A 25,626-nucleotide genomic window follows, 5' to 3' on the forward strand; every position below is an offset into this window, starting at 1 on the left:
ACGGATCCGCGTTGGCACGACTAAATTGGAGTGGCTGCCAACCGTACGGGGCTGGTTATGATCGACAGAAAACCAAATCCCCGGTCAGTTTCGCGGGCACGCAGATATTGCATGTGTAGTTTGAAAAAATCGAAACGCATCCGGTCGTAGTTGATCGGAGTCAGCGATTCCTTGAATCGGGCTGAATGCAAGGAGTAACCACCCTTATTTTCAGCCTGAGTTAATTGCGCCACCGCATCAAAACGCCCAGAACAAATAACATCTTGTGGCGCAAATATATCGCGCCAAGCCAAGCTCTGGATGGTGGCCAGTTGCGCCACATCGGCCACAAATGATTCAGTATTCCAAAAAAATCCGAGACTCGATTGACCGCCCAAAGTCAAAAGAGAAATCTTAGCCGTAGAAGTTTTCTCTACGCGGCGTGACACCTCTGCGGCCAACTGCACCGCCAACAACGCTCCCGAACTGTGGCCAACAATCAATATTTCAGTGTTTTCGTCGGCCGAATTCACCGCACCTTCAACCCGCCGAATGAATTCCTGCATGCGCCGCTTTAGATCAATATTTTCTCCAGTCACCACTGCATGTGAAAAGAAAAAATCGCCAAGCAGATAAAACAAATAAAATCGATGGTCATTGCGGCGAATCCAGAAACAAAAGACTGAGAACAACGCAATGCCGACAACCATTGCAAGCAATCCTCCTCCCGAAAAGGCATATAAAACGCCAGCGAGCACCAGCGCGAGCAAGATCAAGAGAAATATCAGAACAAAAGGGTAAAGAGAAAAAATCGCAAACTTCGGCGCCCTGCGGAAATTTCTTAAAAGAAAACCCGAAGCCAACATAACAAAAAACATACGCAAACTTTGCATCAAAGTCCAGAGCATGCTGGCGAGAAAATACTTCGCAATGATGTCGGTGATAGCGAGAAATTCATAAGAAATATCAAGCTGCGGCGCCTCGGTTGCAGAGCACTCGCACACAAAGCCATGCGCCCATGTCTGCCTCAAGGATCCGACGTGGATATTTTCCAGGCCGCGACTTTTTGCAACCCTTGCCTCGCGTTTAAGCAGAGCGTGATAGAACTCCGGCCCACGCGGATCATATCCCGTCACATAAAAAACATGGCGTCGCTTCAGGCCAGATTGAACCGTAGTCATGCAGTAATCAGTTTGCAATAAACCGTTTGAGGATGGTTCCATCATCCATGGCGCACCTTCCGTCATCCTCGGCCAACGCACTGACTGTATCGATCGAGCTTATCAAGCCCATTTTTTGCAACAACAAGCCTCCCAAATCTTCGATCTTCACATCCAATCGGCTTCCCATGTCAGGGGCGTTGCCTTTTCGCCAGATCAGGTAATCCGTTTTACCGTCCGGCACAGCCGTCGCCGCGTACGCCTTGGGCATAATGGGCACATGGTCCCCAAACCAGCAAAGCCAGCCGTCACCAGGTAAAGCATCCAGCTGATCGCGCAGCATGGCGACCATGCGATCCGCCTGGCCCAAATGCCGCAAATAAATCGTCAAGTCATCACAACCCTCTGGCGGCGGTTTCGAATACAGCCGCTCCACATCATCCCCCTGCACCTTCTCCAAGTGCAGCGGTCCATGGTTTTCCATGGAAATAACGAAGACAAAAATCGGCTGATTGGAAGACTTCTGCAGCAAAGCACAAACCTTCTCGGCCAATGCGACATCGCCGATATAGGGCCCTGTTTTTTCGACATTTTTGAAATTTTCGATGTCAATGAATTCATCAAAACCGAGTAATGGAAATACCTCGTCGCGTGTGTAAAAACTGGCGAAATACGGGTGTACGCACACAGTTCTGTACCCCAAACTCCTGAGGAAAGAAGCCATGGTCGGCACCCCCATGCGTGCCAACTTGCGGTACGGGTTAAAGCGATGCACTCCGAGCGAGGCCGAGCCCAGCCCGGAAAGAAAGGCGAATTCAGTGCGTACCGTATTCGCGCCCCAGGCCGCGACCTCTAACTGCCCCTGGCAGACAGCGGATGCTTTGACCGCATCAAACGCCTGCAGCACCTGGGGCTGTATGCCAGAAAACAAGCGCCGCGCGTCGAAAAAAGACTCACTCTGAACCACTACCAAATGGGGCAACACGCCCAAAGGGGCTTGCGCAGGTTGCTTGAAATCATGCGCAGAAGGCACGCAGACGGGTTTGCTCTCCTCCTGTGCATAGCGCCACAAACTGGTCAACAAGCCCAGCTGCCGTAAATCGGTCTCGGGCGCGAAAATCACCCTCAACCGCCCCCTAGTTCCGCACCACAACAGTGCCAACCCGGCGACAACCAAGGCAGCCACCATGGCGAGAAAATCCCACACCGGCATGCGTGCGCGCAACGATGGCTCCCAGGTCAAACCGGCGTACAAGGCCAAGCCGAACCCAGCGAGAGCAAACACCGCCCGGACCGCCCCCAAAAATGGCAAATACAAACGCGGATGCTTCAAGGCATCCCAGAAATACTCGAAATCCTGGTAAATGAAGGGCTCACGCAAGGAGTGAAATTTCGCATTGCTAACCAGCACGACAAAAAGCTGGAGGGCCAACACATTGGCCATGGCAAACCAGGGGCGACGGAACACCGCCAGTTCAACAGAGAACACCAGCAGCCACAAAGCAACATGGATGACAAACGCAGCCCCTGGGCGCCTCCAGAAGGCACGCGGCCTGGGCTGCATCCCCTGCTCCAACAGAAATGACAACCCTATGCCGGCGCATACAGGCAAAGCAAGCGCCGTCAATACCATGCCATCAACCACGGTAGCCGATCAAACGCAAGATTCGTTCCGAAGTCGCCGGGGGCAGAACGGACAGCCACCAGGTGCCAAAATTCAACGGAAATGGAAAACTGATGCGCGGACGGTTGCGCGCAAGGCCGCGTTGTATAAACCGTGCGGCCTTGTCGGCAGGCCACAGAAAGGGCTTGGGGCCGGGCATGTCTCGGCACATCTGCGACTCGACATACCCCGGCATCACCACGTTGACACGAATGCCCTCCGGTGCCAGCCAACCCCGCAAAGCCTCACCATACACCTTGACGGCTGCCTTGCTGGCGCAATAGCTCGGTGTAACTGGCAGTCCAAAATAAGCCGCCAGCGAGCTGATCAAGGCAATCTGGCCAGCTCCTCTGGCCCGCATCGACGGCAAAACGGCCTCTACGGTCGCCATTGCCGCCAGCACATTCACCTCGATCAAGGCCTCAGTGTCTTCCCAACGCTCGCCTGCGCCCGCCGAGCCGATGTTGGTGTTCACGCCGGCATTTACGATCACCAAGTTAACCGCCTCCTGGTTACACACATCGCGCAGCCATGTCGAGAGTTCATCGCGGTTGCGGACATCCAGCACGCGGGTCAAAACCCTTGCCCCCCTGGCCTCACACTGGGCCGATAGTTCTGCCAGCCGGGCCGCATTGCGCCCTTGGAGAATCAAGGTGTTTCCGGGCTCGGCATACACATCCGCCAAAGCGCCGCCAATGCCGCCGGTTGCACCGGTGATCAACACAGTTTGCGGAGAGATAACTCTCGTCACAGCAACTCCTCCAAAGGTGAGCGCTGGGATGCCAGCACGCGACGGCTGCCTTCTACCGCCAATGCAATGCCATCACGGCAATAAAACCCGCCATTCACCTGTGTGACATGAATTACCGTGTTGCGGAAATGTCTGAACAACTCGGCATCAGGCAAAGTACGCCCATGCCAGAAATCATCCAGCGGACCCTGAAAAGTGAGCCCGGGCAGACTATAGATCGGGTCGCTCAGCGCAATGGTGGGGCAGTTTAAGCCCAGCGAGAGTGCGCCAACCGTGCTGTTGACCGTCACCGTTCCACGGGCATGCAACAGCAAAGCGTCCAGATTGCCAGTTTCCATGTAATCCACCCGGTCAGCCAGATCAAAGCGCGACGACAAGGCGCGGATCATTTTTGGATAATTCACCAGTCCTGTATCCAACGGATGATTTTTGATGACCAACCTGGTCTGCCCGGGGGCATGCCGCGCAAAAGAGGCCATGACAAACTCCATCACCGCGGCCATGTCATCAAAACGAGAGTGTTCACGGATCTGGGCATCGCCTCCCAATTGAAGTGGCAAGACAAAAAAAGGAATCTTTGTCTTGATCAAGCTCTCCACCAGCGTGTTGTCTCGCGGCGCGTGGAAACGCAAGCCAGGCAAGCGGCGCGCGTAACCTGCGTATTCGATTGCAGCATTCACCGTCGCATGCGTTCGGTAGCGGGGAAAAAACACCGGGTTCCAAAACCCTGCCAAGTGATAAGCCACGTCATGGGTCGCGCGGATTTTGAACGGCGAACGAAAAGATTGCCCGTTGCCATAGCCGGGCAAACTTTTGCCGACATCCATGAACCACTCTGGATCTCGTGGCAATAAAGAATGCCGGTTTACGCCCTCACGCTCCAGGGTCACCCAATAGGGGCGGAAATAGCCCTCTTCAAAAACATGGGTGCGAATGCCACAGGCTTTAGCCTGCGTCACCGCCTGACGGTGAACCGGCCGACAGTCACCGAACAATATCTGGTCGGTGATACCAAATTCTCGGTACTTTTGGTCCAAAAAATCTGGCAAATCATCAACGGCGCCGCGATAGTTACAGGCTTTTCTGCCGCCCCAGTAAAGCCAATCCCCCGCATTGAAATTGATCTTGAAAACCCGATGCCCGTCGGCTTCAAGTGCGGCGGCCAAGCGCACAAAAAAGGGGGAGCAAACCCCCTGCAAAAATAGAAAAGAACGCATCTGGCTCATCGAACCCCCACAACCTGTCGCAACACCACCCGAAACAATTGCCGCCACCAAGGCACTGAGCCCCCGGCGCGTGCCCGCCAGGCCACCAGCTCATCCAGTGCCTGCTCCGGGGTTATCAAGCTGTTTTTTGTGCGGCTTAAGTAGACGGGGTACTCAATCAACGCCCCCGCCACCAGCTCATCCAGCAACAACCGCCGGCTTCTGCGCGGGTTTGGCACTACATCAGACGTCAAGCCCCAGCCCGAGTAGAAAGGTTGGCCATAGCAGGTCACATGCTTGCCGCGCAGCAAGGCCTCGAAGCCTGCCAGCGAAGTGAGTACATGGACCTCGTCCACGGTCGTCAGCAAATCCCCCATCGCGACATCAGTTACCACCTCGTCACACCAGCGAAGCGCCTCTTGTTCTCCTGCACCGTGGGCTCGCAATCCTGCAAGCACGTCGGGGTGGGGTTTGTACACAAGATAGGCCTTGGGGTGGGCTTGGCGCACAGCCTGCAGCAAACCGATGTTCGAACGTATTCCGGGGGCGCCATAAGCCAGCGACGCATCACTCTCGACCTGGCCCGGGACCAGAATGACCTCCTGTGCACCGGCGGGCCGCTGCCAGCCGCAACGCCCGGTGTTGTACTTGGTCAGCCCCTCGGCAACGATGCGCTGTCGCAAGCGGGCGGCACGCTGCAGCAGCGCCGCGTCGAAGCTTGTGCCCGACAGTAAATGCTCCAGGTCGGACGGCCGGGTGGCATCGTAATAAATACCGCGCCCGTCCACCACCCAGGACATGGGCCGAATCAAATCTGCGCCCAAACCCACCGATCGCAGAAATCCGTCTTCCAGGCGCAAAACACTTACATTTTTTGATAACTCATTGCCAAAATGCTTCATCCCCCAGACCGCCAAAACCCCACCATCGGGTACAGCGGCAGCGTCATCGATGAAAACTACCCGCGCATGCGCAAAGCACTGGCGCACCACGGATCGCTTCCAGGTAGAAAAATCGAGCGCATAGACCACCGGAGCACGCAATGACTTAGTGTTTCTTGTCACGCAAGCGCTCCATCAAGGCCTCTACCTGCTGGAAATGCGCCCCCCAGGTGGGCATCTCGCATCCCGCCATTCTTTGGCATTGGCGCTGCCGCATTGGGCTCTGCGGCTGGGCGTATTCGATAACCAGATCTCTCCAGCGCTGGCCGTCCAGCGGATCGACATACTCAGGAATATCCCCGGCGATTTCCCGAAACACCGGCAGATCGCTGGCGATGACCGGCACCTCCATGGCCAGCGCCTCCGCCAAGGGCATGCCGTAGCCTTCTGCAAACGAGGGGAATAACAAGGCCCGTGAATGGCGCAACCAGGAAGCCAACTCGCTATCGTTGCAGGCGGGCTGCTCAAAGACAAAACCGTTCAGCGTTTCGCAACGCTCCAGCAGATCGACCACGTTCTCGCATTCCCAACCACGCTGGCCGATGATGACCAGGCGCGGCGCTGCATCTCCCAAACGCTCGATCAATTGCCGCCACAACTGGAGCAGCAGCCAATGGTTCTTGCGCGGCTCAATCGTCCCCAGCATTACAAAATACGGCGCATCCAACAGCGGGGCGGCAACCGGCTCAGGCAACCGGGCGGGTGCGAGCAATGCCACCGCAGTCTCTGGCATGGGTCGGGCACTTGCCTGGGCATAAGCCGCAAACTCGGCCAGCGTTGCCGCCGAATTGGCTATTACGCCCTGCCCCGTGGAAAGCATGGTGTCCATCCGAAGCCGGTGGCGCTCTGCTTCTCCGGGGCGGCAATATTCAGGATGCGTCACCGGAATGAGATCGTGAACAAAATACAGAGGCTTTAGCGCAGAGCGTTGCAAAAATTGGGCGTAATGTGCTCTTTCCAAACCACTATGCCCGGTATTGAAAAAAAACCGGGAATCGGAGAACCTCCGCCCCACGCGGCCCAAGAAAGACCGGACCACTGCTCGCCTGACCAAAGAATTGAAGTTGTCCGCTGGGGACAGCAGCCCATCAAAAACGCGCTCTGAATCCGCCAGCGAAAGCCCTATCCATTGTCCGGAAAATCGCACCAGCGCCGTTGCACGATGGCCAAAATAGCGAATATATTCAAGGCTGACGCGATCCACCCCCGTGGGTAAACGCCCCTGCATCGTCCTATCCACCAGGCGAGTAACATCAATCAACGACTCACGCATGGAGTCTTTTCCAAATAGAGAAAGAATTTAACAATTTATTTGGATACGTTGACGATATTGGCAACAGGGTAAATAGCAGAAACTACAACATTAAGAAATTTCTGCAATTCAGCCGCGGGCGCATTAGACACATACAGTACATCCTTGTTTTGCACCGGAAAGCTCTGCGCTACGAAGAAAGTGGCCGGGTCTTTGAGGTTGACACGGTAAATAACCGGTATCTTGCCCTCAGGCGTGGTAGGCACCGTTTTTCCATTCAGCTCCATGGCAGCAGGCGATTCCAGCCTGAAAATAAACACACCTTGTGCATCGGCACGCGAATCTTGCAGGCCACCCACACGGGCCAAGGCCTGCGCCAACGAAATGCCCTGTGCTTCAAAATTCAGCTCTTCATTTTTGCCAGTGGCGCCCAACACCGTAAAACTGAGTGGTTGAAACAGCGATGTCACCACGTCGCCGGGCTGAAGCACGATGTTTTGACGAGGGTCCCGAATAATCGTGTCGAGCGGCAAGGCCTGCACCTGGTTGCCACGCGTTACCTGCAATGTCATTTTGTTGACCGGCTGGCGCGTGCCGCCCGCTGCGGCCAGCGCATCCAGCAGCCTTTCGCCCCGCGCCGTAAGTGGCATGCGCGTGCTCGTTGTCACCTCGCCCACCACCGTCACGTTGGCCGTGTTATTGCGGATCACCCGCACCAGCACTTGCGGCTGGTTGGCCTTGCCCTTCAGGCGCTGCACGATGTCGGTCTCAATCTGCTGCGGGGTTCGCCCAGCTGCCGCAATTTGCCCCGCAAACGGAATGTTGATGTGGCCGTTACTGTTGACCATTTGTTCGGGCAAGGCCGTTACGCGCGTGGTGGCTGGCCCGGAGCGCGGGTCTATGGCGCCGCTGCCAAACAAGGCTGCAGGCGGCGCCTCCCATACCGACACTTCAATCACATCACCTGCGCCAATCACATAGCCTGGCTGGGCAGAAGCGCTGAATGTTTCAGAAAAAAGCGCCAACCTCTGGCTTGCCAGCAGCTTGCGCGCCACCGCATCATTCACATCCACGATCTGAATGCCCGTGCCGTTTGGCGTATCGGGTGTTTGTTGCACTTGCTCGGTGCTGGGGCCAGATGAAGGCAGCCAGGTTGGGTAGGTAGAGCAACCACTGAGCATGCCCACAACAGTTGCGGCAAGTAGTGTAGCCAGCAATGAAACAGGACGGTCTAGTGCGCCAGCAGGTTTTGATTTCATAAATTTAAATCGCATATTTCTAATAATTCGGTCGTGGCTTAGCGCATTACTTTTTTATAAACATCGACCGTTCGGTCTACGCAGCGGCTCCACGTATAACTGTGGGCGATGGCCAGGCCCGCCTTGAAGGCGGTTTCTCGCCAGGGTTCGTCGCAAATACTTTTATGAATACCCTGGGTTAGCGCATCAATATCATCTGGGTCCACCAGCAGGGCAGCGCCTTGCGTGACTTCAGGCAATGAAGTGAACATGGAAGCAACCACCGGCACACCAGACGCCATGGCCTCCAGCACTGGCAAACCAAAACCTTCGTAGATAGACGGGTAAACAAACGCCTGGGCACCGGCATACAGAGCGGGCAAGTCAGCTTCTGGCACAAAGCCAAGATACCGAAGCCAGCCTTGTGCAGCCAAACGGTCAATTTTTTGGTGCAGCGCCTCACTTAACCAGCCAGCGCCGCCCACCAGCACCAAAGGGTATTGCTCACGCACTTGTCGCGGCAGGCGTTCGTAGGCCTGCAGCAAGTTGGCAATTTTTTTGCGTGGCTCTAGCGTTGAAACGCACAACGCATAACGCTTAAATGTCAGCCCATATTTGGCGAGGCAAGTTACCAACGCATCTTCGGATGCCGGTGCAAATTGCGAAGAGACGCCCAACGGCACCGCCGTGATTTTGTCAGCAGGCCAGGCCAAAAAGTTCATCACCTCCAGACGAGTCGCTTCAGAGTCGGTGACCAGGTGCGCTGCACGCGCCATCGAATTGGTGAACTCCCGCTCAAAGTGCTTGATGCGCTCCAGCGGATGCGTCTCGGGGTATTTGAATACCGAAAGATCGTGCACGGTGGCAACCCCCGCTTCAGCGCAGGCCGGCAGAAAAAAGTTGGGACCATGAAACACTCGGCCACGGCACGCGGCCGAGGTGCGCCATTCGCGCAGCCAGCGCGGCTGCTTGAACCGAAAGCTTGGCTTGACTTTGGCCGCCGCTGCTTTGGGCACTGCTGCCTGCAGCAAACTGGCGGGTTCATCGACCCAGCGCCCGCCCCGGTAAAACTGCACGTCCCGCAGGTGTGCATGCTCTGGCAGCCGCTGCGCCAGCTCCCATGTGTAGCGACCAATCCCCGTGAGGCTGGGAGACAACGCCTCTACTGACAAGACAAGCTTCAAGCTCACGCCTCCAGCATCCAGCGCAAGGTGTCGCGCAGCGCGATCTCAGGCACATTACCCACCACCGCATCCAGCTTGGCCCGACTGCCCACCAGCGTTTTGACCTCGTTTTGCCGCACAAAGGCAGGGTTCACCCTCACTTCAAAGTCGTGCCCCGAAATCTCGCGCACCATGGTGAGTACGTCGTTCAAAGACCAAGCCTGGCCCGAGCACACATTGAATGTTTGTCCCACAGCAGCCGGTGCCTCCAGCAGTCGCCGGTACAACTGAACCACATTGCGCACGTCGGAGAAATCACGTGCCACATCCAGGTTGCCCAGCTCAATCAGCGGGGCACGCCTGCGCACATGGTTGACGATTTTGGGAATCAAAAAGCTCTCTGCCTGCCCAACGCCGGTGTAATTGAAAGGCCGCACCGTGATGAGCGGCAGGCGGTCTGCATACAGTCGCGCCACATACTCCATCGCCAACTTGCTGACGGCGTAGTCGTTGGCTGGGGCAGGCGGGGTGTTTTCGTCCAGCACACCGCCCACAGAGTTGCCGTACACATTGGCGCTACTAGCCAGCAAAACCGCATCGAGCGGAGCTTTGCTTTGGGCCAAGGCCTCTAGCAGGTGGCGCGTGCCAACCAGGTTGGTGCGGTAGATGGCCTCTATATCGCCATGCGCTACAAAAGCAATGGCAGCAAGGTGAACCACCTTGTCGGGCTGTACCTCATTCACCACGGCAGCCAGCCCTGCGGCATCCGACAAATCGGCAATATGCAATGCACTGACCCCGGCAACCTTGCCAGAAGCAACGGGGTTATGCACCAGGCCATGCACCTCGTAACCCGCGCGCTGCAGTTCCGCCGCAAGGTAGCGGCCGGTGAAGCCGTCTGCTCCGGTAACCAAAATTTTGCTCATAGATTTACCTTGTGTGTTTCGTGCGTATGGTGAACCAGGCATTTGGCAGCTAATGCCATCATGCGTCTCGCCAGGTCGCCAAAACGCGCAGCGCCGCCAAGTTGATTTCAGCCGCGCGCTGTGCCGACAATGCCTCTGTGTAGCAGCGAAGCTCGGGTGCATTGCCTGATGGGCGCAGATGGATCACTTCCTGGTTGGCAAATGTGGCGCGCAAACCGTCAGTGGCGTTGAGGTCGCTTACGGTGCCAGATACCTCGCCAAACACCTGTTCAAAAGCCTGCCGCTGCTCGGAATCGCTGCCGGTCTGCAAGGCCGTCAGACGTGCCTGACTCAGGGCCGTGGGGAAGTTCTGAATCCGGTCGCTGCAGGTGAACCGGGCCGGCAAGGCGTCAAGCAATGCCGACACCGTGCAGCCCCTTGCACGCGCGCTGGCCATCACCGCTAGCATGGGCAGCACGGCATCGCGCGTGGGCAGGGGGGCCAACTCGCGCCCTTCGACGCGCATTGCGCTCATCAGCAAAAAGCCGCCATTGGCCTCGTAGCCACACACGCCAGGCAGGCCCTGCTGCAGGGCCGTCTGCATGGCCTCTATGACATAGGGTGAGCCAATGCGCGTGCGCGGTGTCTGTGCAAACCAGCCCGACTTTTCAAGCGCGGTATTGCTGCTAACCGGCGTAGCCACGCACTGCGCGCCCAGGTAGTGGGCACACAAAATGCCCAGCACATCGCCACGCAGCCACTCGCCCTGTTCATCGGCCACCAGTGGCCTGTCTGAGTCGCCATCGGTAGACACGATGGCGTCAAGCCCGTGTTCGGCAGCCCATTGCCGCGCAAGCGCTACATCCTCCGGGCGCACCGCCTCGGTGTCTACCGGAATAAACGTGGCCGAACGCCCCAGGGTCATCACCTCGGCGCCCAGCGCCTGCAGCAGCGTCACCAACAGGTCGCGCCCCACAGCCGAATGCTGGTACACGCCTATGCGCATGCCGCGCAAGGCATTGGCCCCAAAAAAGCGCACGTACCGCTGCACATACTCACCGGTCACATCAAGCACCGCAGGCAACGCCTGCGGCAGCAGCAAGGCACCTGCTGCGTCAAACATACCCGCAGGCATGGCAACTTGCTGGGCTTTAATGCCCGCTTCGTCTGGCTTCAAAACCTCACCCGCAATGCGGTTGAACTTGATGCCATTGCGGTCGTCAGGAATGTGGCTGCCCGTGACCATGAGTGACGGAATCTTTACCGAAAACGCATGCAGCGCCAACGCCGGCGAAGGCACATAACCGCAAAACACCGGCACGCCACCTTGCGCCTGTATGGCCGCCACGCACGCCGCCAAAATGCGCGGCGTGCTTGGCCGCAAGTCACCCGCAAGGGCTACAGGCGTGCCGGGCGCAAACTCGCCCACGCTGGCCATGTGCTGCAAGAAGGCTGCCGTGTAGGCAAAGCACACCGCATCTGTCATGGCCACCACAGGGCCGCGTGCACCACTGGTGCCAAACGCGACGCCGCTTTGGGTCATGAGATCGCTAATGTTTACAAGCGGAAGTTGCGTCATGGGCATCATGGGTGCTGTAGGAATGTTAAGTGGCCGGTTAATTAGAACGAAAACCCGGCTGTATTCCGGCGAATGTCAGCCTCTACCATCATCTGGCAAAGCTGCTCAAGGGTGGTGGAGGGTGCCCAGCCCAGCTTGGCCTTGGCTTTCTCGGGGTTGCCAATCAGCAGCTCCACTTCAGCCGGGCGGTAAAACTTGGGGTTGATGCGCATCACGGTTCTGCCGGTGGCCGTGTCAACAGCCGTTTCGCCTTCAGCCTCGCCTTTAAAGGCCACGGCAATGCCTGCGCCCTTAAACGCCATGCGCACAAAGTCGCGCACGGTTTCGGTGCGGTTGGTGGCCAGCACAAAGGTGTCGGGCTCATCAGCCTGCAGCATGCGCCACATGCCTTCTACATACTCTTTGGCAAAACCCCAGTCGCGCTTGGCATCGATGTTGCCCAGGTCCATGCAGTCGAGCTTGCCCAGCTTGATCTTGGCCACGCTGTCAGTGATTTTGCGGGTCACAAACTCGCGGCCGCGCAGCGGGCTTTCGTGGTTAAACAAAATGCCGCTGCTGCCAAAAATGCCGTAGCTTTCACGATAGTTAACCGTCATCCAGTGCGCGTAGAGCTTGGCTACGCCGTAGGGGCTACGCGGGTAGAAGGGCGTGTCTTCAATCTGCGGAATAGCCTGCACCTTGCCAAACATCTCCGACGTGCTGGCCTGGTAGAAACGTACTTTGGGGTTAACGATGCGAATGGCTTCGAGCAGGTTAACCGGGCCAATACCCGTGATCTCGGCGGTGGTGAGCGGCTGCTCGAACGACACGCCCACAAAGCTCTGCGCGGCCAGGTTGTACACCTCGGTGGCACCGGTGGTTTGCAGCAGGCGAATGCTGGCGGAGAGGTCGGTCAGGTCGTATTCGACCAGGTGCAGATTGGGGTTTTGCTCAATACCCAATTCTTCTATACGCCAGAAATTGACAGAGCTGGTGCGGCGGTAAGTGCCGTAAACCTTGTAGCCCTTGTCTAATAACAGTTCGGCGAGATAAGCGCCGTCTTGGCCGGTAATACCTGTGATGATTGCTGTTTTCATGCTTGCTTTCATGGTTTTGAGTTGTGTTGAATGATTGAAATTAAATTAACGCTTCTTCTTGCGTTCGGCTTTTGCCCGATTACGCTCCGTAGACGAAGGTTTCCACTTGTTTTGTACGGCAGAGGGCATCGTCATGACCCTTGGAGCAGATGCATCATTCGATGCCTGTGCGTGGTCAGAAAGCATTTCTACCTCCGCTGATTGCAGGGCGGGCAGCGCGTCGCTGTCATCGTCAATCACCGCGACCTTGCCGGAAGGCGTATTGAGGACAGGCCGAACCAACGCCGAACGGTCGGTCAACTCCTGCTGCAATACTTTGGCCTCTACTTCTGCCGCGTCTTGGGTGGGTTCGGTAGCTCTGGGCGCAAATGATAGGACTTGGGCACTCTGTAGCTGGCCTGCCGGTTCGATCATGACCGCGTTCCGATCAGGAGAGTCGCCCCCTGCTATGTCCTCTGGATCGGCCTTGCTTGCCTCCTGTTCGCCTTGCCAAGGTGCAATCTCGATTATGGATACCTGTAAATCAGTACTCTCGCTGACCCAGACCCTGACTTCCAGGTCGGTGCAGGGCTTATCCAGCGAAATAAGCAACGCGACGAAGTTGCCATTCTCATCGGGCTCGCTCAGAACAGACTCGCCAAGGATGAGGCCACCTTTATCGACGACGACATCCATACGTGCCCCGGCAAGACCGTGTTCACCGAGTGCGCCGCGAATCACCACCCGATACTGGCCCGCGTCCAAGGGAATATATGGGCCAAAAAGCAAGTACCCCGCCTGCCTCGTAGTTACGATATTACGATCTGCACGCTTACCTACTTGTGTACTAAAACGACTATTGCTCCCCGCAAAACGATAAACATCATCAGTGCGCCAAGGCGCAATCTCAATCATTGAAATACACAAGTCGGTATTGCCGCTGACCCATACCCTGACCTCAAGGTCAGTGCAGGGAGAGTTCAGCATGATCGGCATATCAATAAGGAGTCCATTCTGATCAAGCTCGCCTAAAGTAGACTCGCCAAGAATGCGGTTACCTTTATCGACTGCGACATCCATACGTGCCCCGGCAGCGCCGTTTTCACCGATTGCGCCATGAATTACCACCCGATATTGCCCCGCAGCCAAAGGAATATACGGGCCGAAAAGCAAGTACCCCGCTTGGCCTGTACACACGATGTCACACCCGGTGCGCTTACCCACTTGCGTACCTAGGCGGCTGTCGCCCCCCCAGAAGCGGCGCACGTCGTCGGGCATCCATTGCTGATACCACTGACCGCCCAGCATCACATCCAGCAAGTTTTGCGTGCTTTGCTTCCAAGTCAACCAGGGCATAGTGTCCGACTGAGGGGCTTGTCCTGCCTTGTCGAGTGCCAGCCACGCTTGCACGCCGTCTGCGAGTGCATCAGAGGTGAGCCCAGAGAAATAGAAAGCATGCTCCCCCACGACCTCACGAAATACAGGGATGTCACGCGCGATGATAGGAAGCTTGTGCTGCGCGGCTTCGATGAGCGGCAGTCCAAATCCCTCCCCCTCAGATGCGGCAATTAGGCAAGAGGAGGTGGCATAGATTTTTTCAAGGTATTCGTCACTGATGCCGTCCAACCAGAAGAGGCGCCGGTTATTTTCTGGATGTTTATGAAGTCTCTCCACCAATGACTCCACATTCCAGCCACGCTTACCGACCATCACCAGGTTGACATCGGCGCCTTGACCCCATAACAAATCGAAAGCAGCTTGCGTTTGTTTCTGTCCTTTACGGGGTTCAATCGTTCCTACCATCAAAAAGGTAGGGCGGCCGGAAAGTGCCTTTAGAACGTCATCGGCATTATCGGGCAAGCCAGTTGTGGGGATTGATCCGGCAACATCTGCACCTAAATGAAACCAGCCGAGGTTGAGCGGCCGCAAACGTTTAGGCCCAAAAACATTCAGCCACTCCATCATTTCGTCAGCCACAGCTCGTGAGATACAAACAACCCCATCCGATTGGGCCAATGAGGTTAGCCACTTTTCGTGCATAGCAGCCACACCTTCAGGGAACACATCAGGGGTCAAAACGGGCAACAGATCGTAAACCACAAAATGGACCTGCCCGCCGATTCGCCTGAGATGCGTATAAAAATCGGCTTGTTGTTCGGCTGCATAATGAGCTAAATCGAGTGCTAAGAATATGTCTCCAGAAAAAGTCTCCACGGGCTCATCGTCGAGCGGATGGTCGGGGCAGTTTAGAAAGCGTAGTGTGAACTTTCTCGCATAGTAATAACCAACTTGACCAGGTATCGCATATACAGGTTCTACCCTAAAACCATTCGGCGGGTTTGTGAGGAGTTCTGAAAGAATACTCCGGACAACGCGCTGGATACCACTTTTGGCATCACATTGCACTAATATCGAAATATCCAAAAGCAATTGCTTTTCACTGGACAGACCTTGGTTTTGTGCAATGCTCTTCGCAATAGACAGCAATTCTCGCTCATCATGTGGTGCAGAGTCGATTTTGGCAATCGCTTGTGCCAGGCAGTTTTCGCCACTATTTATCTGTGCACTTCTTGAATATTTTTCAATAACTTGAAAATATTGGTCGGCGCAGGCGCGTGGCGTATGGCGGATCTGAATCACTTCACGTGCCCGCTGTCCCAAACGATTTCGATATGTTCTGTCTTTCCAAAGGTTTTCGAGGGCAGTACTTAGATCGGCGATCTTAAATTCGTCGGGCAGCATATATACGGCGTCTTTTGGCAAGTCGGCCATCGAGCCGTTAGCGTTTACGATGGTCGCCAATCCATAGTTCATGCAATCCAGCACTGCTGCAGAGGTTTCGCCTCGCGAAAGAGTGCGCAGCTGGACCGCCACATCGGTGGCAGCCAAATATTGACGAAACTGCAGTATATTTGCCCAACCTGTAATACGAATTCTGTGAGAAAGCCCATTGTTATGGATTGTGGCTGTTAGTTCTGTGCCGTAGTTTCCGCCATCATTTTCCCCGATAAAAACAAGCAAACAGCGCTCATCCTTGCTGAGCGGCGACGCTAACCAGGCATCCAGCAACCGCTGGTTTTGTTTGGATGGACCTAGCAAGCCAAAGCTGGACACAATAAAAGCGTCTAAGCTTATGCCCAATGCTTTTCGTGCTTGTAGACGACCCGATTTTTGCGCAGGGACGCGTAGGAGAGGAATAACAGACCAGTTGTCAGCAATCGAATTCCCGTACCACTGATGAGCAAGTCGTTTGGAATTGTCAGAGTGGACGATGACCGCTTGAGCATCATCAAGGACCGTTTTGTTACAAGGGTATTTCCATGCCAAATCCCAGGTGTTATTGGTGTGAAAGCGTTCACGGATAGCTTGATAACCATGCGACTGATAGAGCGTCTTTGCTAGAAAGTCAGGATAGTCTTGACCCCCGAGCCCATCCATATGGGTAGCAATATGACCGAGGAAAAAATCATGTAGAACTGCGACACCTGGTATTCGGCGCAGCAGGTCAAACATATGCTGGTGGTATGGTGAATTGCCAAAATGATAGAGGACACGATCATAAAGGTGGCCATGGCTTGAGAACCAAAGCGCTGTTCGCACCGAACAGTTCTCTTTAATCCATGGGTCAGTGATGGCTTCCTGCGCCACAATTACATCAATGTCGTAGTAACGCGCTAGTTCTGATAGCAGTTCTGCACTGTAATCAGCGATACCGGTACGTTCGGGGGGAAGTGGCGAAACATATGCCAACTTGGGCCTGGAAATAGGTTGAGAGCAAGACGGCCGCATTCTCAAATTTTCAGCATGAAATTTCTCAAACGCGCCAATTGCCAATTTGGCACTTTCGTCCCACGAAAATTTCTTAGACTGTGCCAAGCCGTGCTGGATCAACTCTTCACGATAAGAGTCGTCTGTTAGGACTTGTTGAATTTTTTGAGCTATTGCCTTGTCGTCATGCGGGTTAAACAACGCGTCTTCTCTCCCGACCACTTCGGGCAGGCTTGACGTGTTCGCTGCTATTACAGCTGCCCCGCAACACATCGCCTCCAATGCTGGGAGGCCAAAGCCTTCATGCCAGGAAGGAAAAATAAACGATTTGCACAAATGGTAAAGCGCAATTAAATCATTTTCTGGTACGAATCCGGTAAGTATTACCTCGTTCGCAGCTAGACCTTGCTTCGCTGCCAAGTCTGCCAATATTCGACGCGTATCATCATGAACAGAGCAAACAATAGCGAGCTGATGCTTTATACGCAGAGATTGGGGAAGCAATGCATATGCGCGGATCAGTCCTTCTATATTTTTACGGTGATCAATTCCACCGGTATACATAATGAAAGGTTTTAGTATGCCATAGCGCTCACGTACATCACGTTCTATCACACTGTTAATATTAATGTGTTTAAACTGTGGGTCAGCGGCTGTACCTACGTTAATTGAACGCTCTATTGGGAAACCAAGGTAATCAATACCTTCTTGACGAGAGGATTCAGAAATGGCTAGCAATAGGCCAGATCTTCGTATTTGGTCAAGCTTGTTTTCATACCACGACTCAACTACAGGGTTATCCAAATACGGTGATCTATTGATTAAGGGGATTAAATCGTACAGAGTGACTGCAGTAGGTATGGTTTGTGTAAGTAGCCCAATACTTGTTACCGCATCATCAGTCAATCCTTCAAATAGGCTAGTCACATAAAGTATGTCGGGAGAAAGCGTTGCTAGAAATGCCTCACGGCTTAACTCAGCTGTTTTTCGCCTCCAATTATTTGCCGGATCAATGTGGCATACCGGTCCGACTGCATGCCACACACGAATATTTTCTTGTGGCAATAGCTGGTCGAATAGAGCCCTAATTGGTTCAATCGTGTCGGGAAATAGACCGTTAAGGGCTATGAACACGTCATGTGAACCCTTATTTCGGATGATCGCCTGCGCTAACGACAACGTGTATCGCCCAATTCCACGGTTACGGGACCCGCTACTCTGTGCCCCTTGCAAATCAATCACAATACGCATTACGTGGCCCTCCCGGCATGTCGTGCAGCCGCTGTTTTAAGTTGAAAATAGATGTCTCTGGCACGTGGCGAGAGCTGCTTGAGTCCGACTGGCTCTGGTGGCTGGATGTGGATGATGTTTGAGGCATCGGGGATAGTCATAGGTGTGCCGCCCAGCGCCGCGACGACGGATTGGGTTTGCTGCACGACCAGGTGGTGCAAGCCGGCCAGTGCCGTTTCCAACTGATTGAAGCGGCGGTTGCTCTCATCACCGAGTAAAAAAAGCTGGTTTTCGATACCGCGCAGTTTGCGTTCGGTTGGGTGGTTGCCTTCCCCGCCATTGAGCAGTCTGAATAGCCAACCAATCAAGGGGTATTGCTCTTTTTGGTGGCGTTGAATGGCGATATCCAGCCCGGGCAGCTTGGCTGCATGCGCTTTCCCCTCTGAAGAAACCCGTAATTGTTTCAAAATCCGGATTTTGGAAAATCCTGTGCGCAATCGTCCCAAGTAATAACCCAGCCCTTCAGGATCGGGAGCCCGGCCTAATAGCGTTTGATAGGCGCAGCTGACGAACTGTTGGTCGTGGTAGGCCAATAGTCCATCCAGTGTGGAGGCAAGGGCTGGGATGGGCGGCATAGTCACTTGTGCAGGGGGAGGCATGATGGGCTCAATGGATGCGTGTTGAACGTTGATCGACTGTGATTCTGAAACAGACGGCATGATTGCGTGGGGTGGCACTCCCTCTCCCATTTCATGGGCTGGGGTGTGCGCGTTAGCTGCATTCGTGGTGGCAGGCAAGATGGGCTCAACGGGCTCAACCGGTGCTTGTTGAACGTTGATTGACTTCGGTGCTGCAGCAGCAGCCATGATGGCGTCGGTTACCTCTGCCACGATGGGAGGTGCGGAGCCGGGATTCTTTTTCGGGGCGATGAACGAGGCCAGCGTGCGCAGTGGCGCCGTCATGCGCCAGGTGAGTGAGGCGTGCGTGGTTGCCAGGCTATGCTGTACCTCGGCCAGCGACTGGCGCAGCCGCAGACTGGTTTGCTGCTCGAACAGAATCTCGGCTTTGAGCTGGGCCTCCAGGGCTGCGCAGGCTGCTATCAGGCGCTTGTGCTCGTCCAGCTTGGTGCTGAGTTCGGAATCATGCTGTTGCGCTTGTAATTGCTGGGCATGATGAAGCGCCTGCGCTTCGATTTGCAGGGCAGTGATTTTTTTGCCGACTGCGTCTTCACGCTGCGCCCATTCATGCTCCTGTTGGCGGCGTTCCTCTTGTGCGGCTTCCTGTTGCTGGATCAGGGCCTGCTCCCGCCCGGCATGCTGGCGCTGCAGTGCGCGCTCTTGTTCCCTGTGCTGACGGGCCTGTTCGTCCTTTTCCTGTTCCGCTTGTTGCTGAATGACCAGCAGTTGTGCGATGACTTCCTGCTCGCGTTGCACCTGATTGCGCAGCAGGCTTTCCAGTGCTCGCCGGGATTGGCTGGTTTGCTCGACATGTTCTTTTTCACGCTGTGCCCGGTCTTGCTCCAGGCGGCGGAGTTCTTGTTGCCCGGCTTGCAGTTGCAAGTTGAGGGCCTGCTCCCGCTCAGCGTGGTGGCGGTGCAGTGCGCTCGCCTGCTCCCAGTGCTTGCGTGCCTGCTCGGCCGTTTCCTTTGCGGCTTGTTGCTGAATATCCAACAATTGCGCGGTGACCTCCTGCTCACGCTTTGCCCGGTCTTTCTGCAGGTTGCGAAGTTCTTGTTGATGGGCTTGCAGTTGTTGGGTGAGTACCTTTTCCCGCTGGGCGTGCTGGCTGTGCAGTGTGCGCTCTTGTTCGCTGTGGCTGCGGGTCTGTTCTATTTTTTCCTTGGCTGCTTGCTGCTGGATGGCCAGCAGTTGCGCGGCGACTTCCTGCTCGCGCTGCACCTGGGTGCGCAGCAGGCTTTCCAGCTCCTGCCGGGCTTGGCTGGTTTGTTCAGCGTGATCTTTTTCGCGCTGGGCCCGGTCCTGCTCGAGGCCGCGAAGTTCTTCTTGCCCGGTTTGCAGTTGCTGGCTGAGAACCTGTTCCCGCTCGGCGTGTTGGCGTCGTAGTGCGCGCTCTTGTTCGTTGTGGTTGCGTGCCAACTCAGTCTTTTCCTTGGCTGCTTGCTGCTGGATGGTCAGCAGTTGCGCGGCGACTTCCTGCTCGCGCTGGGCCTGGCCGCGCAGAAGAGTTTCCAGTTCTTGCCGGGCCTGGCTGGTTTGTTCAGCGTGTTCTTTTTCGCGCTGGGCCCGCTCCTGCTGCAAACGGTGGAGTTCTTCTTGCCCCGCTTGCAGTTGCTGGCTGAGAGCCTGTTCCCGCTCGGTGTGTTGGCGGTGTAGTGTGCGCTCTTGCTCGCTCTGGCTGCGTGCTAGTTCGGCCTTTTCCTGGGCGGCTTGTTGCTGGATGGTCAGCAGCTGCGCGGCAACTTCCTGCTCGCGCTGGGCCTGATTGCGCAGGAGGGTTTCCAGCTCCTGTTTGGCCTGGCTGGTTTGTTCAGCGTGTTCTTTTTCGCGCAACACGCGCTCTTGCTGCAGACGGTGAAGTTCTTGCTGCCCGGCATTTAATTGCTGGCTGAGAGCGTGTTCCCGCTCGGCATGTTCACTGCGCAGTGCATGCGCTTGTTCACCATGAGTTGCTGCTTGCGCGGCCTTTTCCTGTTCGGCTTGCTGCTGCAACGCCAGCAGCTGCGCGGCAGCTTCCTGCTCGCGCTGGGCCAGGGTGTGCGCGAGGCCTTCCAGCTCTTGCCGGGCTTGGTGGGTTTGCTCGGCGTGCTCTTGTTCACGCAGCACGCGCTCTTGCTCTAGGCGGCTGAGTTCTTGTTGCCCGGCCTGCAGCTGCTGGCTAAGGGCCTGTTCCCGCTCGGCGTATTCGCGGCGCAGTGCATGCTCTTGTTCGCTGTGGATTGCTGCCTGTTCGGCCTTTTCCTGTTCGGCTTGCTGGCGCAACGCCTGCAGTTGTGCGGCAACCTCCTGCTCGCGCTGGGCCAGGGCCGCTATTTCAGCGGTCAGTTGCTGTTCGGTTGCAGCAAATGCCAGGTTCAGGGCCTGGACTTGCTCAATTTGTTTGTTCATATTCATGCCGTCCCGCCCTGAGATGCGCGGCTGGCCACCTCGCCAACGGCTTCATTTTCGGACACCCCCCAGAATTTCCCCGCAATTTCAGTGCCACTTTCATCCTGCTCGTCTTCCTTGACCGATGACACGGCAACGCTCAATGCACAAAGCCCGAAACCCAACTCTCGGTGATCAGCTGATTGACTTAGCAATGCCGGACACCCACTGTGTGAAACATAAAACTCGATGTGGCAGGCCGGGTTCTTGATGCGGACGGTAAAGCCAATCTCCTGCTCGTTCTTGGCCGATTTCCGAAACAGTACAACACCAAGCTCTCGGCCTTCCATCGTGATCTGCAGCACCGGCGCATGGGCCATGATTCCCGCATACACCTTGACCACCATCGAGATGTCCAGCTCAATCTCGGCAGCGCCAGTCAGATCAACCGGAACAATAAGCTTGGCGTACTTGCCGCTGCTCCATACCCCCCAGGCTTCGGGCATATGAAAACCCTCAATCAGGTAATGCGAAGCTTCTGGTCGCGAAAGGTCCATAGCGGAAAGCCCGCCCAGGGCGAATGGCCTGGGAAGAGTCTCTACGGCGCCCCATGGCAGTTGGGTGCGGCCATGGATAAGCAGTTGCTGTGCTGCGCTGGGCGACGCAGCACAGAGAGTGGTGTTCAAGGTGCCTAAGCGATCCTGTGTGGCAGCGGCTGCCGGGAGAACCAACTTGCGCACCGGATCGATGCTCGACCCGGATTGCAAGGGACGAAATGCCCATGAATCAAGGCTGTTTCGGATGTAATGGTCCCCCAGGGAGAAGGCGTCAGCGGCGGCGCGAGTCCTGGACTTCGTTTTCTTGAAATCCCCGGAGAAAATCTTCTTCCAGAATTCATCCTGAAGTACGGCATGAGAAACCATGCAGGCGCCAGGAACGTCCACGCCGCTGAGGATGAATTTTTCGCAGGGGTCGTTGTACAGAAAAGTACAGTCCCGCCCGGCACAGCGCGCTTCGGTTCCAAGTGAAGAAGCCAGGGTCAGAAAGAATGGCGTCTGGACTGGTGAAAATATGACGCCATAGCTGTTGGCGCGAACCGAAATAACGGTTTTGCCATGCCTGCCACGCAAATACTCCGTGACGAGTGCGCTGTTCTGACGGTACGGATGCTCAAGAAATATCAGCTCGGGGTACGGCCCCAGCATCTCGGCAAGGTCGTCTTCATAGTCTTCCCAGGTTGCGAAACTTCCGCCCCGAACGAGCACCGAATCCTTTTCGGTTTGCCCGACCAGCACGGGCAGATTGTCTGGCAGCGACAAGGCGGGCAGTTGCAGGCGCGAAAACAAGGCGCTGAATCGTCTGACCTGGAAATCGATCTCGTGTGAGGAAACCTCCCCCTGCGCAACAAGGTCGGCCACGTCGCTTGAATTGGTGGTGACCAACAGGCACAAGTCGCGCAGGAATCGAACCGGGTGGATGTAGAAGCTGATATAGCGCTTGCCCGCCCGATGCAGGGCCCGCTTCAGCGTTGGTGGCAGTTCAAACCCGACGACAAGATCGTGCTGAAACAGCTCATCAAGGACCGCCGGGAAAACCGTGACGTCTTCAACGTCATACAACGAGGCCCAGGTTTGATCGGCATCATTCAAATAATCCGCGAAGATGGTGTCATTGCCCAGGGCGCGCCTGAACGCCTGCGCCTCGGTTGGCGCTTTGATGGCGCTCGTTGTCAGCCCCCAATGCCGCCAAGCATGTTTGGCGCCGAGGATTCTTTCGAGCCATGCAAGGTTTCGGGGTTGGAAGTTGGCAAAGCCGTCGGGGCCCGGCTGCGCCCGCAGGAAGTCACAGGTCAGGGCAACGCTGTGCACGGGGTGTGACGCAGTTACAGGGCTCATGCCGCTGCCCCTTGTGCCAGTGCGCTGGCTGCGCAACCCGCATCTGCTTCGCGATCCGGTTCACCCGACAGACCCAGGGTATCCAACAACTGCACGGCTGCGGTTTGCCAAGTGGCCACGTTTGGGCTTCGGCTTCGGCTTTGGCTTGCACCGCCTTCGGGCCGCGCTTTTTTCAGCCAGGCGGGAATGGCGGTGGCCAAACTGGCAGCGCTTTCGCCGCTGAAAAACGTAACGCCAGGCAAACCGATCTCGCGGAACACAGGAAGGTCGCGCGCGAGCACGGGCTTGTTGTGCAGGGCGGCCTCGATCAGCGGCAGGCCAAAGCCCTCGGCCCTGGAAGCTACCAGCACGCCGCCGCAGGCGGCATACAGATGAGCTAAATATTCATCGCTGACATCTTCAAGCCAAAAAAGGCATTTGCCAGCTTGCGGATGGCGGCGCAGTTTTTCTTGCAGTGCTTCAGTTTTCCAGCCCGGGCGGCCTACGATGACCAATAGAGGCGTGGTGCCTTGTTGCCAAAGCTGCTCAAAAGCAGCCAGTGCCTGGTCGTAGCCTTTACGCGGCTCCAGCGTGCCCACCATCAAAACGGCGGGGGTGTTGCGCAGACGCGCCAACAGAATTTGGGCATCTGCTGGAAGGCCACCGCTGGGCGCGCTGGCGTCTATATCTGCCCCCAATACGATGGTGCTGGCAGGTAAGGCTGTGGGCAGCAAACCAAAGTGAGTGTTCAGCCAGGTGTGCAGTTGAAGCTTGACAATTTCAGAAATGCAAATGGCACTGTCGGCATACACGGCCAGCCACTTGATCCAGCGTTTGAAGTTGCGGGTGGTTTTGGGCTTGAACCATTCTGGGTGCTGCAGTGGCAGCAGGTCATACACCACCACATGTACTTTTACACCGTTTCTTTTCCAGTGCAGCACCTGTGCCTGATGGCGGGGCAACAGATGGGCGGCGAGGTCAAGGCCTAAGAACAGGTCCCCGCATTCCACTTGCACGTCCGCCGGCACCGGCGACACCGCAGCGCCTGGTGCTTGCGCTGGTGAGTCAAGAAATTTTGGGACGGCATAGCGGTAACCGTGCTGGCGCGTGGCAAAAATGGGGCAAACACGATATCCCACAGGCGGCGCCCTCAACAGCTGCAGCAGCAATGCCCGCACCACGCGCTGGATGCCTGTGCGGGCATCGCTTTGGTGAATGACGGAAACATCGACCAGCAGTTGCCGTGCCGACTTGGATGATGAAGCCGCTGTAGGAGCGGGTTCACTCGCGTACTGCCTGGCGAGTCGCACGGGCATGAGCGTGAGTGCCCATGCGGGCATCTGCCTGGCAAGCGCTTTCATTCTGCTGCGTGGCTTTGATAAAAAGCGAACGCATCATCCACATGGTCAAACGTGGTGAGCTTGCCTTGAACCAACACGGCAGCGTGGTCGCAGTGCGCGCGCACGTAGCCAGGGTCGTGCGAAACAATGATCATGGCGCGGTCTTTGCGCTTTTCAAACAACTCAATACGGCACTTTTCATGAAAGCGGCTGTCGCCTACGGCCACAATTTCATCGATCAAAAAGCAGTCAAACTCCACCACCATGCTGATGGCAAATGCCAGGCGCGCGCGCATGCCGGCAGAATAGGTTTTGACTGGCTCGCGCAGGTAGCGACCCAGTTCAGAAAACTCCTGCACATAGGCAATCTTGTCTTCGGTGCTTTTGCCATACACCCGGCAGATGAAGCGCAGGTTGTCCAGCCCTGTGAGGGTGCCTTGGAAAGCGCCACCAAAAGCCAGGGGCCAAGACACGCTCATTTCACGCCGAATATGGCCTGCGCTAGGCCGCTCTGCGCCGCTGATAAGCCGGATGATGGTGGACTTGCCCGCACCATTGCGGCCCAGAATGCCAACTTTTTCGCCAGGTCGAATGGTGAGGTTGACGTCGTCCAGCACCGTGACGTTGCCGTGGCGCGTGGCATAGCGCTTGGTGACATGCTCGATGTGGATCATTCGGGCATCACCGTTCGGCTGATTTCGCGCATTTTCGCCATGCCCAGCAGGCTCATGCAGGCGCAGACAACAGCCATATAGCCCATGTCGTAGTGCGCCTTGAAAGTGGAGCCGAAGTAGCCTTCGCGCAGCAGCTCAACGCCATGCACCATGGGCAGCATCAGCACAAATTGTTGTGCCACGGTGGGCAATGCATCCACCATAAAGGCGGCCCCTGAGAGCGGGAACAGCAGGTACGAGGCAGGGTGCCAGATTTTGTCAATGATTTCTGACTGCTCGCTCAAGGCCCCCATCAAGATGGCCAGCGAAAAACCAAACCAGGCAAGCATGAACCAGGCGAACAGCACCTTGCCAATGTCTTCGGGCGGGCTGATCCAGCCGATGGCACTAAAAAACAAGCTCAGTACCGTGAATGAAATGGTCGCACCCGCAGCCTCTAGCAGCAGCCGCGCGGCAAAAATGTCCATCACTTTCACATGGCGGTGGTACATCAGCGCCAGGTTGGGGCCGATGGCGCCAATGCAGCGGCCCGGCATGTTGCGCCACAGCAAAACACTGGAATAGCCGGTGAGGGCAAAGGCCACAATCGGCAGGTTGGAACCATGCGCGGCATCGGCCACGGTCCAGAGTACGGTCACGCCCAGCGTAAACATCATGGGCTCAACAAAGAGCCACAAAAAGCCGATGTTGTGGCGCCCGTAGCGCGTGAGCACTTCGCGCATCAACAAGGCACCAATAACCCGGCGCTGAATGGCCCAGGAGGCGCGCAGGGATGATTGCGGTTTTGGGGACGAGCCTTCCATGG

The 25,626-nt window shown here is 56.2% G+C and carries 17 protein-coding genes; all 17 read right to left on the reverse strand.

The genetic code is table 11. The annotated features are described in order from the left end of the window. Window positions 1–20 precede the first annotated feature (20 nt). Window positions 21–1,205 (reverse strand): hypothetical protein, encoded by a 1,185-nt coding sequence (locus K226_RS0115745; protein ID WP_155886567.1) that lies wholly within the window; start codon window positions 1,203–1,205, stop codon window positions 21–23. Next, the gene (locus K226_RS0115750) at window positions 1,168–2,784 is read right to left on the reverse strand and encodes an LTA synthase family protein (protein WP_238324280.1); all 1,617 of its coding nucleotides are present in this window, start codon (window positions 2,782–2,784) and stop codon (window positions 1,168–1,170) included. The genes K226_RS0115745 and K226_RS0115750 overlap by 38 nt, the downstream gene beginning before the upstream one ends. Beyond that, on the reverse strand, window positions 2,777–3,553 hold the full coding sequence (locus K226_RS0115755) for an SDR family NAD(P)-dependent oxidoreductase (RefSeq protein WP_024815702.1): 777 nt from the start codon (window positions 3,551–3,553) through the stop codon (window positions 2,777–2,779). Before K226_RS0115755 ends, K226_RS0115750 begins: the two co-directional genes overlap by 8 nt. Then, window positions 3,550–4,779, reverse strand: coding sequence for a capsule biosynthesis protein (locus K226_RS0115760; protein WP_024815703.1), 1,230 nt, complete (start codon window positions 4,777–4,779; stop codon window positions 3,550–3,552). Before K226_RS0115760 ends, K226_RS0115755 begins: the two co-directional genes overlap by 4 nt. Beyond that, a complete protein-coding gene (locus K226_RS0115765) occupies window positions 4,776–5,801 on the reverse strand; it encodes a beta-3-deoxy-D-manno-oct-2-ulosonic acid transferase (protein WP_202899910.1) in 1,026 nt (341 codons plus the stop codon). The genes K226_RS0115760 and K226_RS0115765 overlap by 4 nt, the downstream gene beginning before the upstream one ends. A 4-nt stretch (window positions 5,802–5,805) precedes the next feature. Then, window positions 5,806–6,972 carry a glycosyltransferase family 1 protein gene (locus K226_RS0115770; protein ID WP_024815705.1) on the reverse strand — a complete coding sequence of 389 codons (1,167 nt, stop codon included), beginning with the start codon at window positions 6,970–6,972 and terminating at the stop codon, window positions 5,806–5,808. Window positions 6,973–7,007: 35 nt separating this feature from the next. Continuing rightward, window positions 7,008–8,210, reverse strand: coding sequence for a polysaccharide biosynthesis/export family protein (locus K226_RS0115775; RefSeq protein WP_051463553.1), 1,203 nt, complete (start codon window positions 8,208–8,210; stop codon window positions 7,008–7,010). Between the two features lie 38 nt (window positions 8,211–8,248). Further along, entirely contained in the window at window positions 8,249–9,373 is a 1,125-nt protein-coding gene (locus K226_RS0115780) for a glycosyltransferase family 1 protein (protein ID WP_024815707.1), read from the reverse strand. 2 nt (window positions 9,374–9,375) lie between these two features. Beyond that, on the reverse strand, window positions 9,376–10,278 hold the full coding sequence (locus K226_RS0115785) for a GDP-mannose 4,6-dehydratase (protein WP_024815708.1): 903 nt from the start codon (window positions 10,276–10,278) through the stop codon (window positions 9,376–9,378). Window positions 10,279–10,336: 58 nt separating this feature from the next. Further along, window positions 10,337–11,800, reverse strand: coding sequence for a phosphomannomutase (locus K226_RS0115790; RefSeq protein ID WP_081739439.1), 1,464 nt, complete (start codon window positions 11,798–11,800; stop codon window positions 10,337–10,339). A gap of 77 nt (window positions 11,801–11,877) precedes the next feature. Then, the gene (gmd, locus tag K226_RS0115795; RefSeq protein WP_024815710.1) at window positions 11,878–12,912 is read right to left on the reverse strand and encodes a GDP-mannose 4,6-dehydratase; all 1,035 of its coding nucleotides are present in this window, start codon (window positions 12,910–12,912) and stop codon (window positions 11,878–11,880) included. A gap of 45 nt (window positions 12,913–12,957) precedes the next feature. Then, a complete protein-coding gene (locus K226_RS19125; protein ID WP_081739440.1) occupies window positions 12,958–17,910 on the reverse strand; it encodes a glycosyltransferase in 4,953 nt (1,650 codons plus the stop codon). Continuing rightward, window positions 17,910–20,960 carry a DUF4214 domain-containing protein gene (locus tag K226_RS19665; RefSeq protein ID WP_081739441.1) on the reverse strand — a complete coding sequence of 1,017 codons (3,051 nt, stop codon included), beginning with the start codon at window positions 20,958–20,960 and terminating at the stop codon, window positions 17,910–17,912. Before K226_RS19665 ends, K226_RS19125 begins: the two co-directional genes overlap by 1 nt. After that, window positions 20,957–22,828, reverse strand: a complete 1,872-nt coding sequence (locus K226_RS0115855; RefSeq protein WP_162150987.1) for a hypothetical protein — start codon at window positions 22,826–22,828, stop codon at window positions 20,957–20,959. The genes K226_RS19665 and K226_RS0115855 overlap by 4 nt, the downstream gene beginning before the upstream one ends. Then, entirely contained in the window at window positions 22,825–24,168 is a 1,344-nt protein-coding gene (locus tag K226_RS19130) for a glycosyltransferase family 1 protein (RefSeq protein WP_024815718.1), read from the reverse strand. Before K226_RS19130 ends, K226_RS0115855 begins: the two co-directional genes overlap by 4 nt. Beyond that, the gene (locus K226_RS0115865) at window positions 24,165–24,821 is read right to left on the reverse strand and encodes an ABC transporter ATP-binding protein (protein WP_024815719.1); all 657 of its coding nucleotides are present in this window, start codon (window positions 24,819–24,821) and stop codon (window positions 24,165–24,167) included. Before K226_RS0115865 ends, K226_RS19130 begins: the two co-directional genes overlap by 4 nt. Then, a complete protein-coding gene (locus tag K226_RS0115870) occupies window positions 24,818–25,624 on the reverse strand; it encodes an ABC transporter permease (RefSeq protein ID WP_035242110.1) in 807 nt (268 codons plus the stop codon). The genes K226_RS0115865 and K226_RS0115870 overlap by 4 nt, the downstream gene beginning before the upstream one ends. Window positions 25,625–25,626: the final 2 nt, after the last annotated feature.

The sequence above is a fragment of the Acidovorax sp. JHL-3 genome (genome assembly GCF_000526295.1).
In the GTDB taxonomy this organism is placed as follows: domain Bacteria; phylum Pseudomonadota; class Gammaproteobacteria; order Burkholderiales; family Burkholderiaceae_C; genus Acidovorax; species Acidovorax defluvii.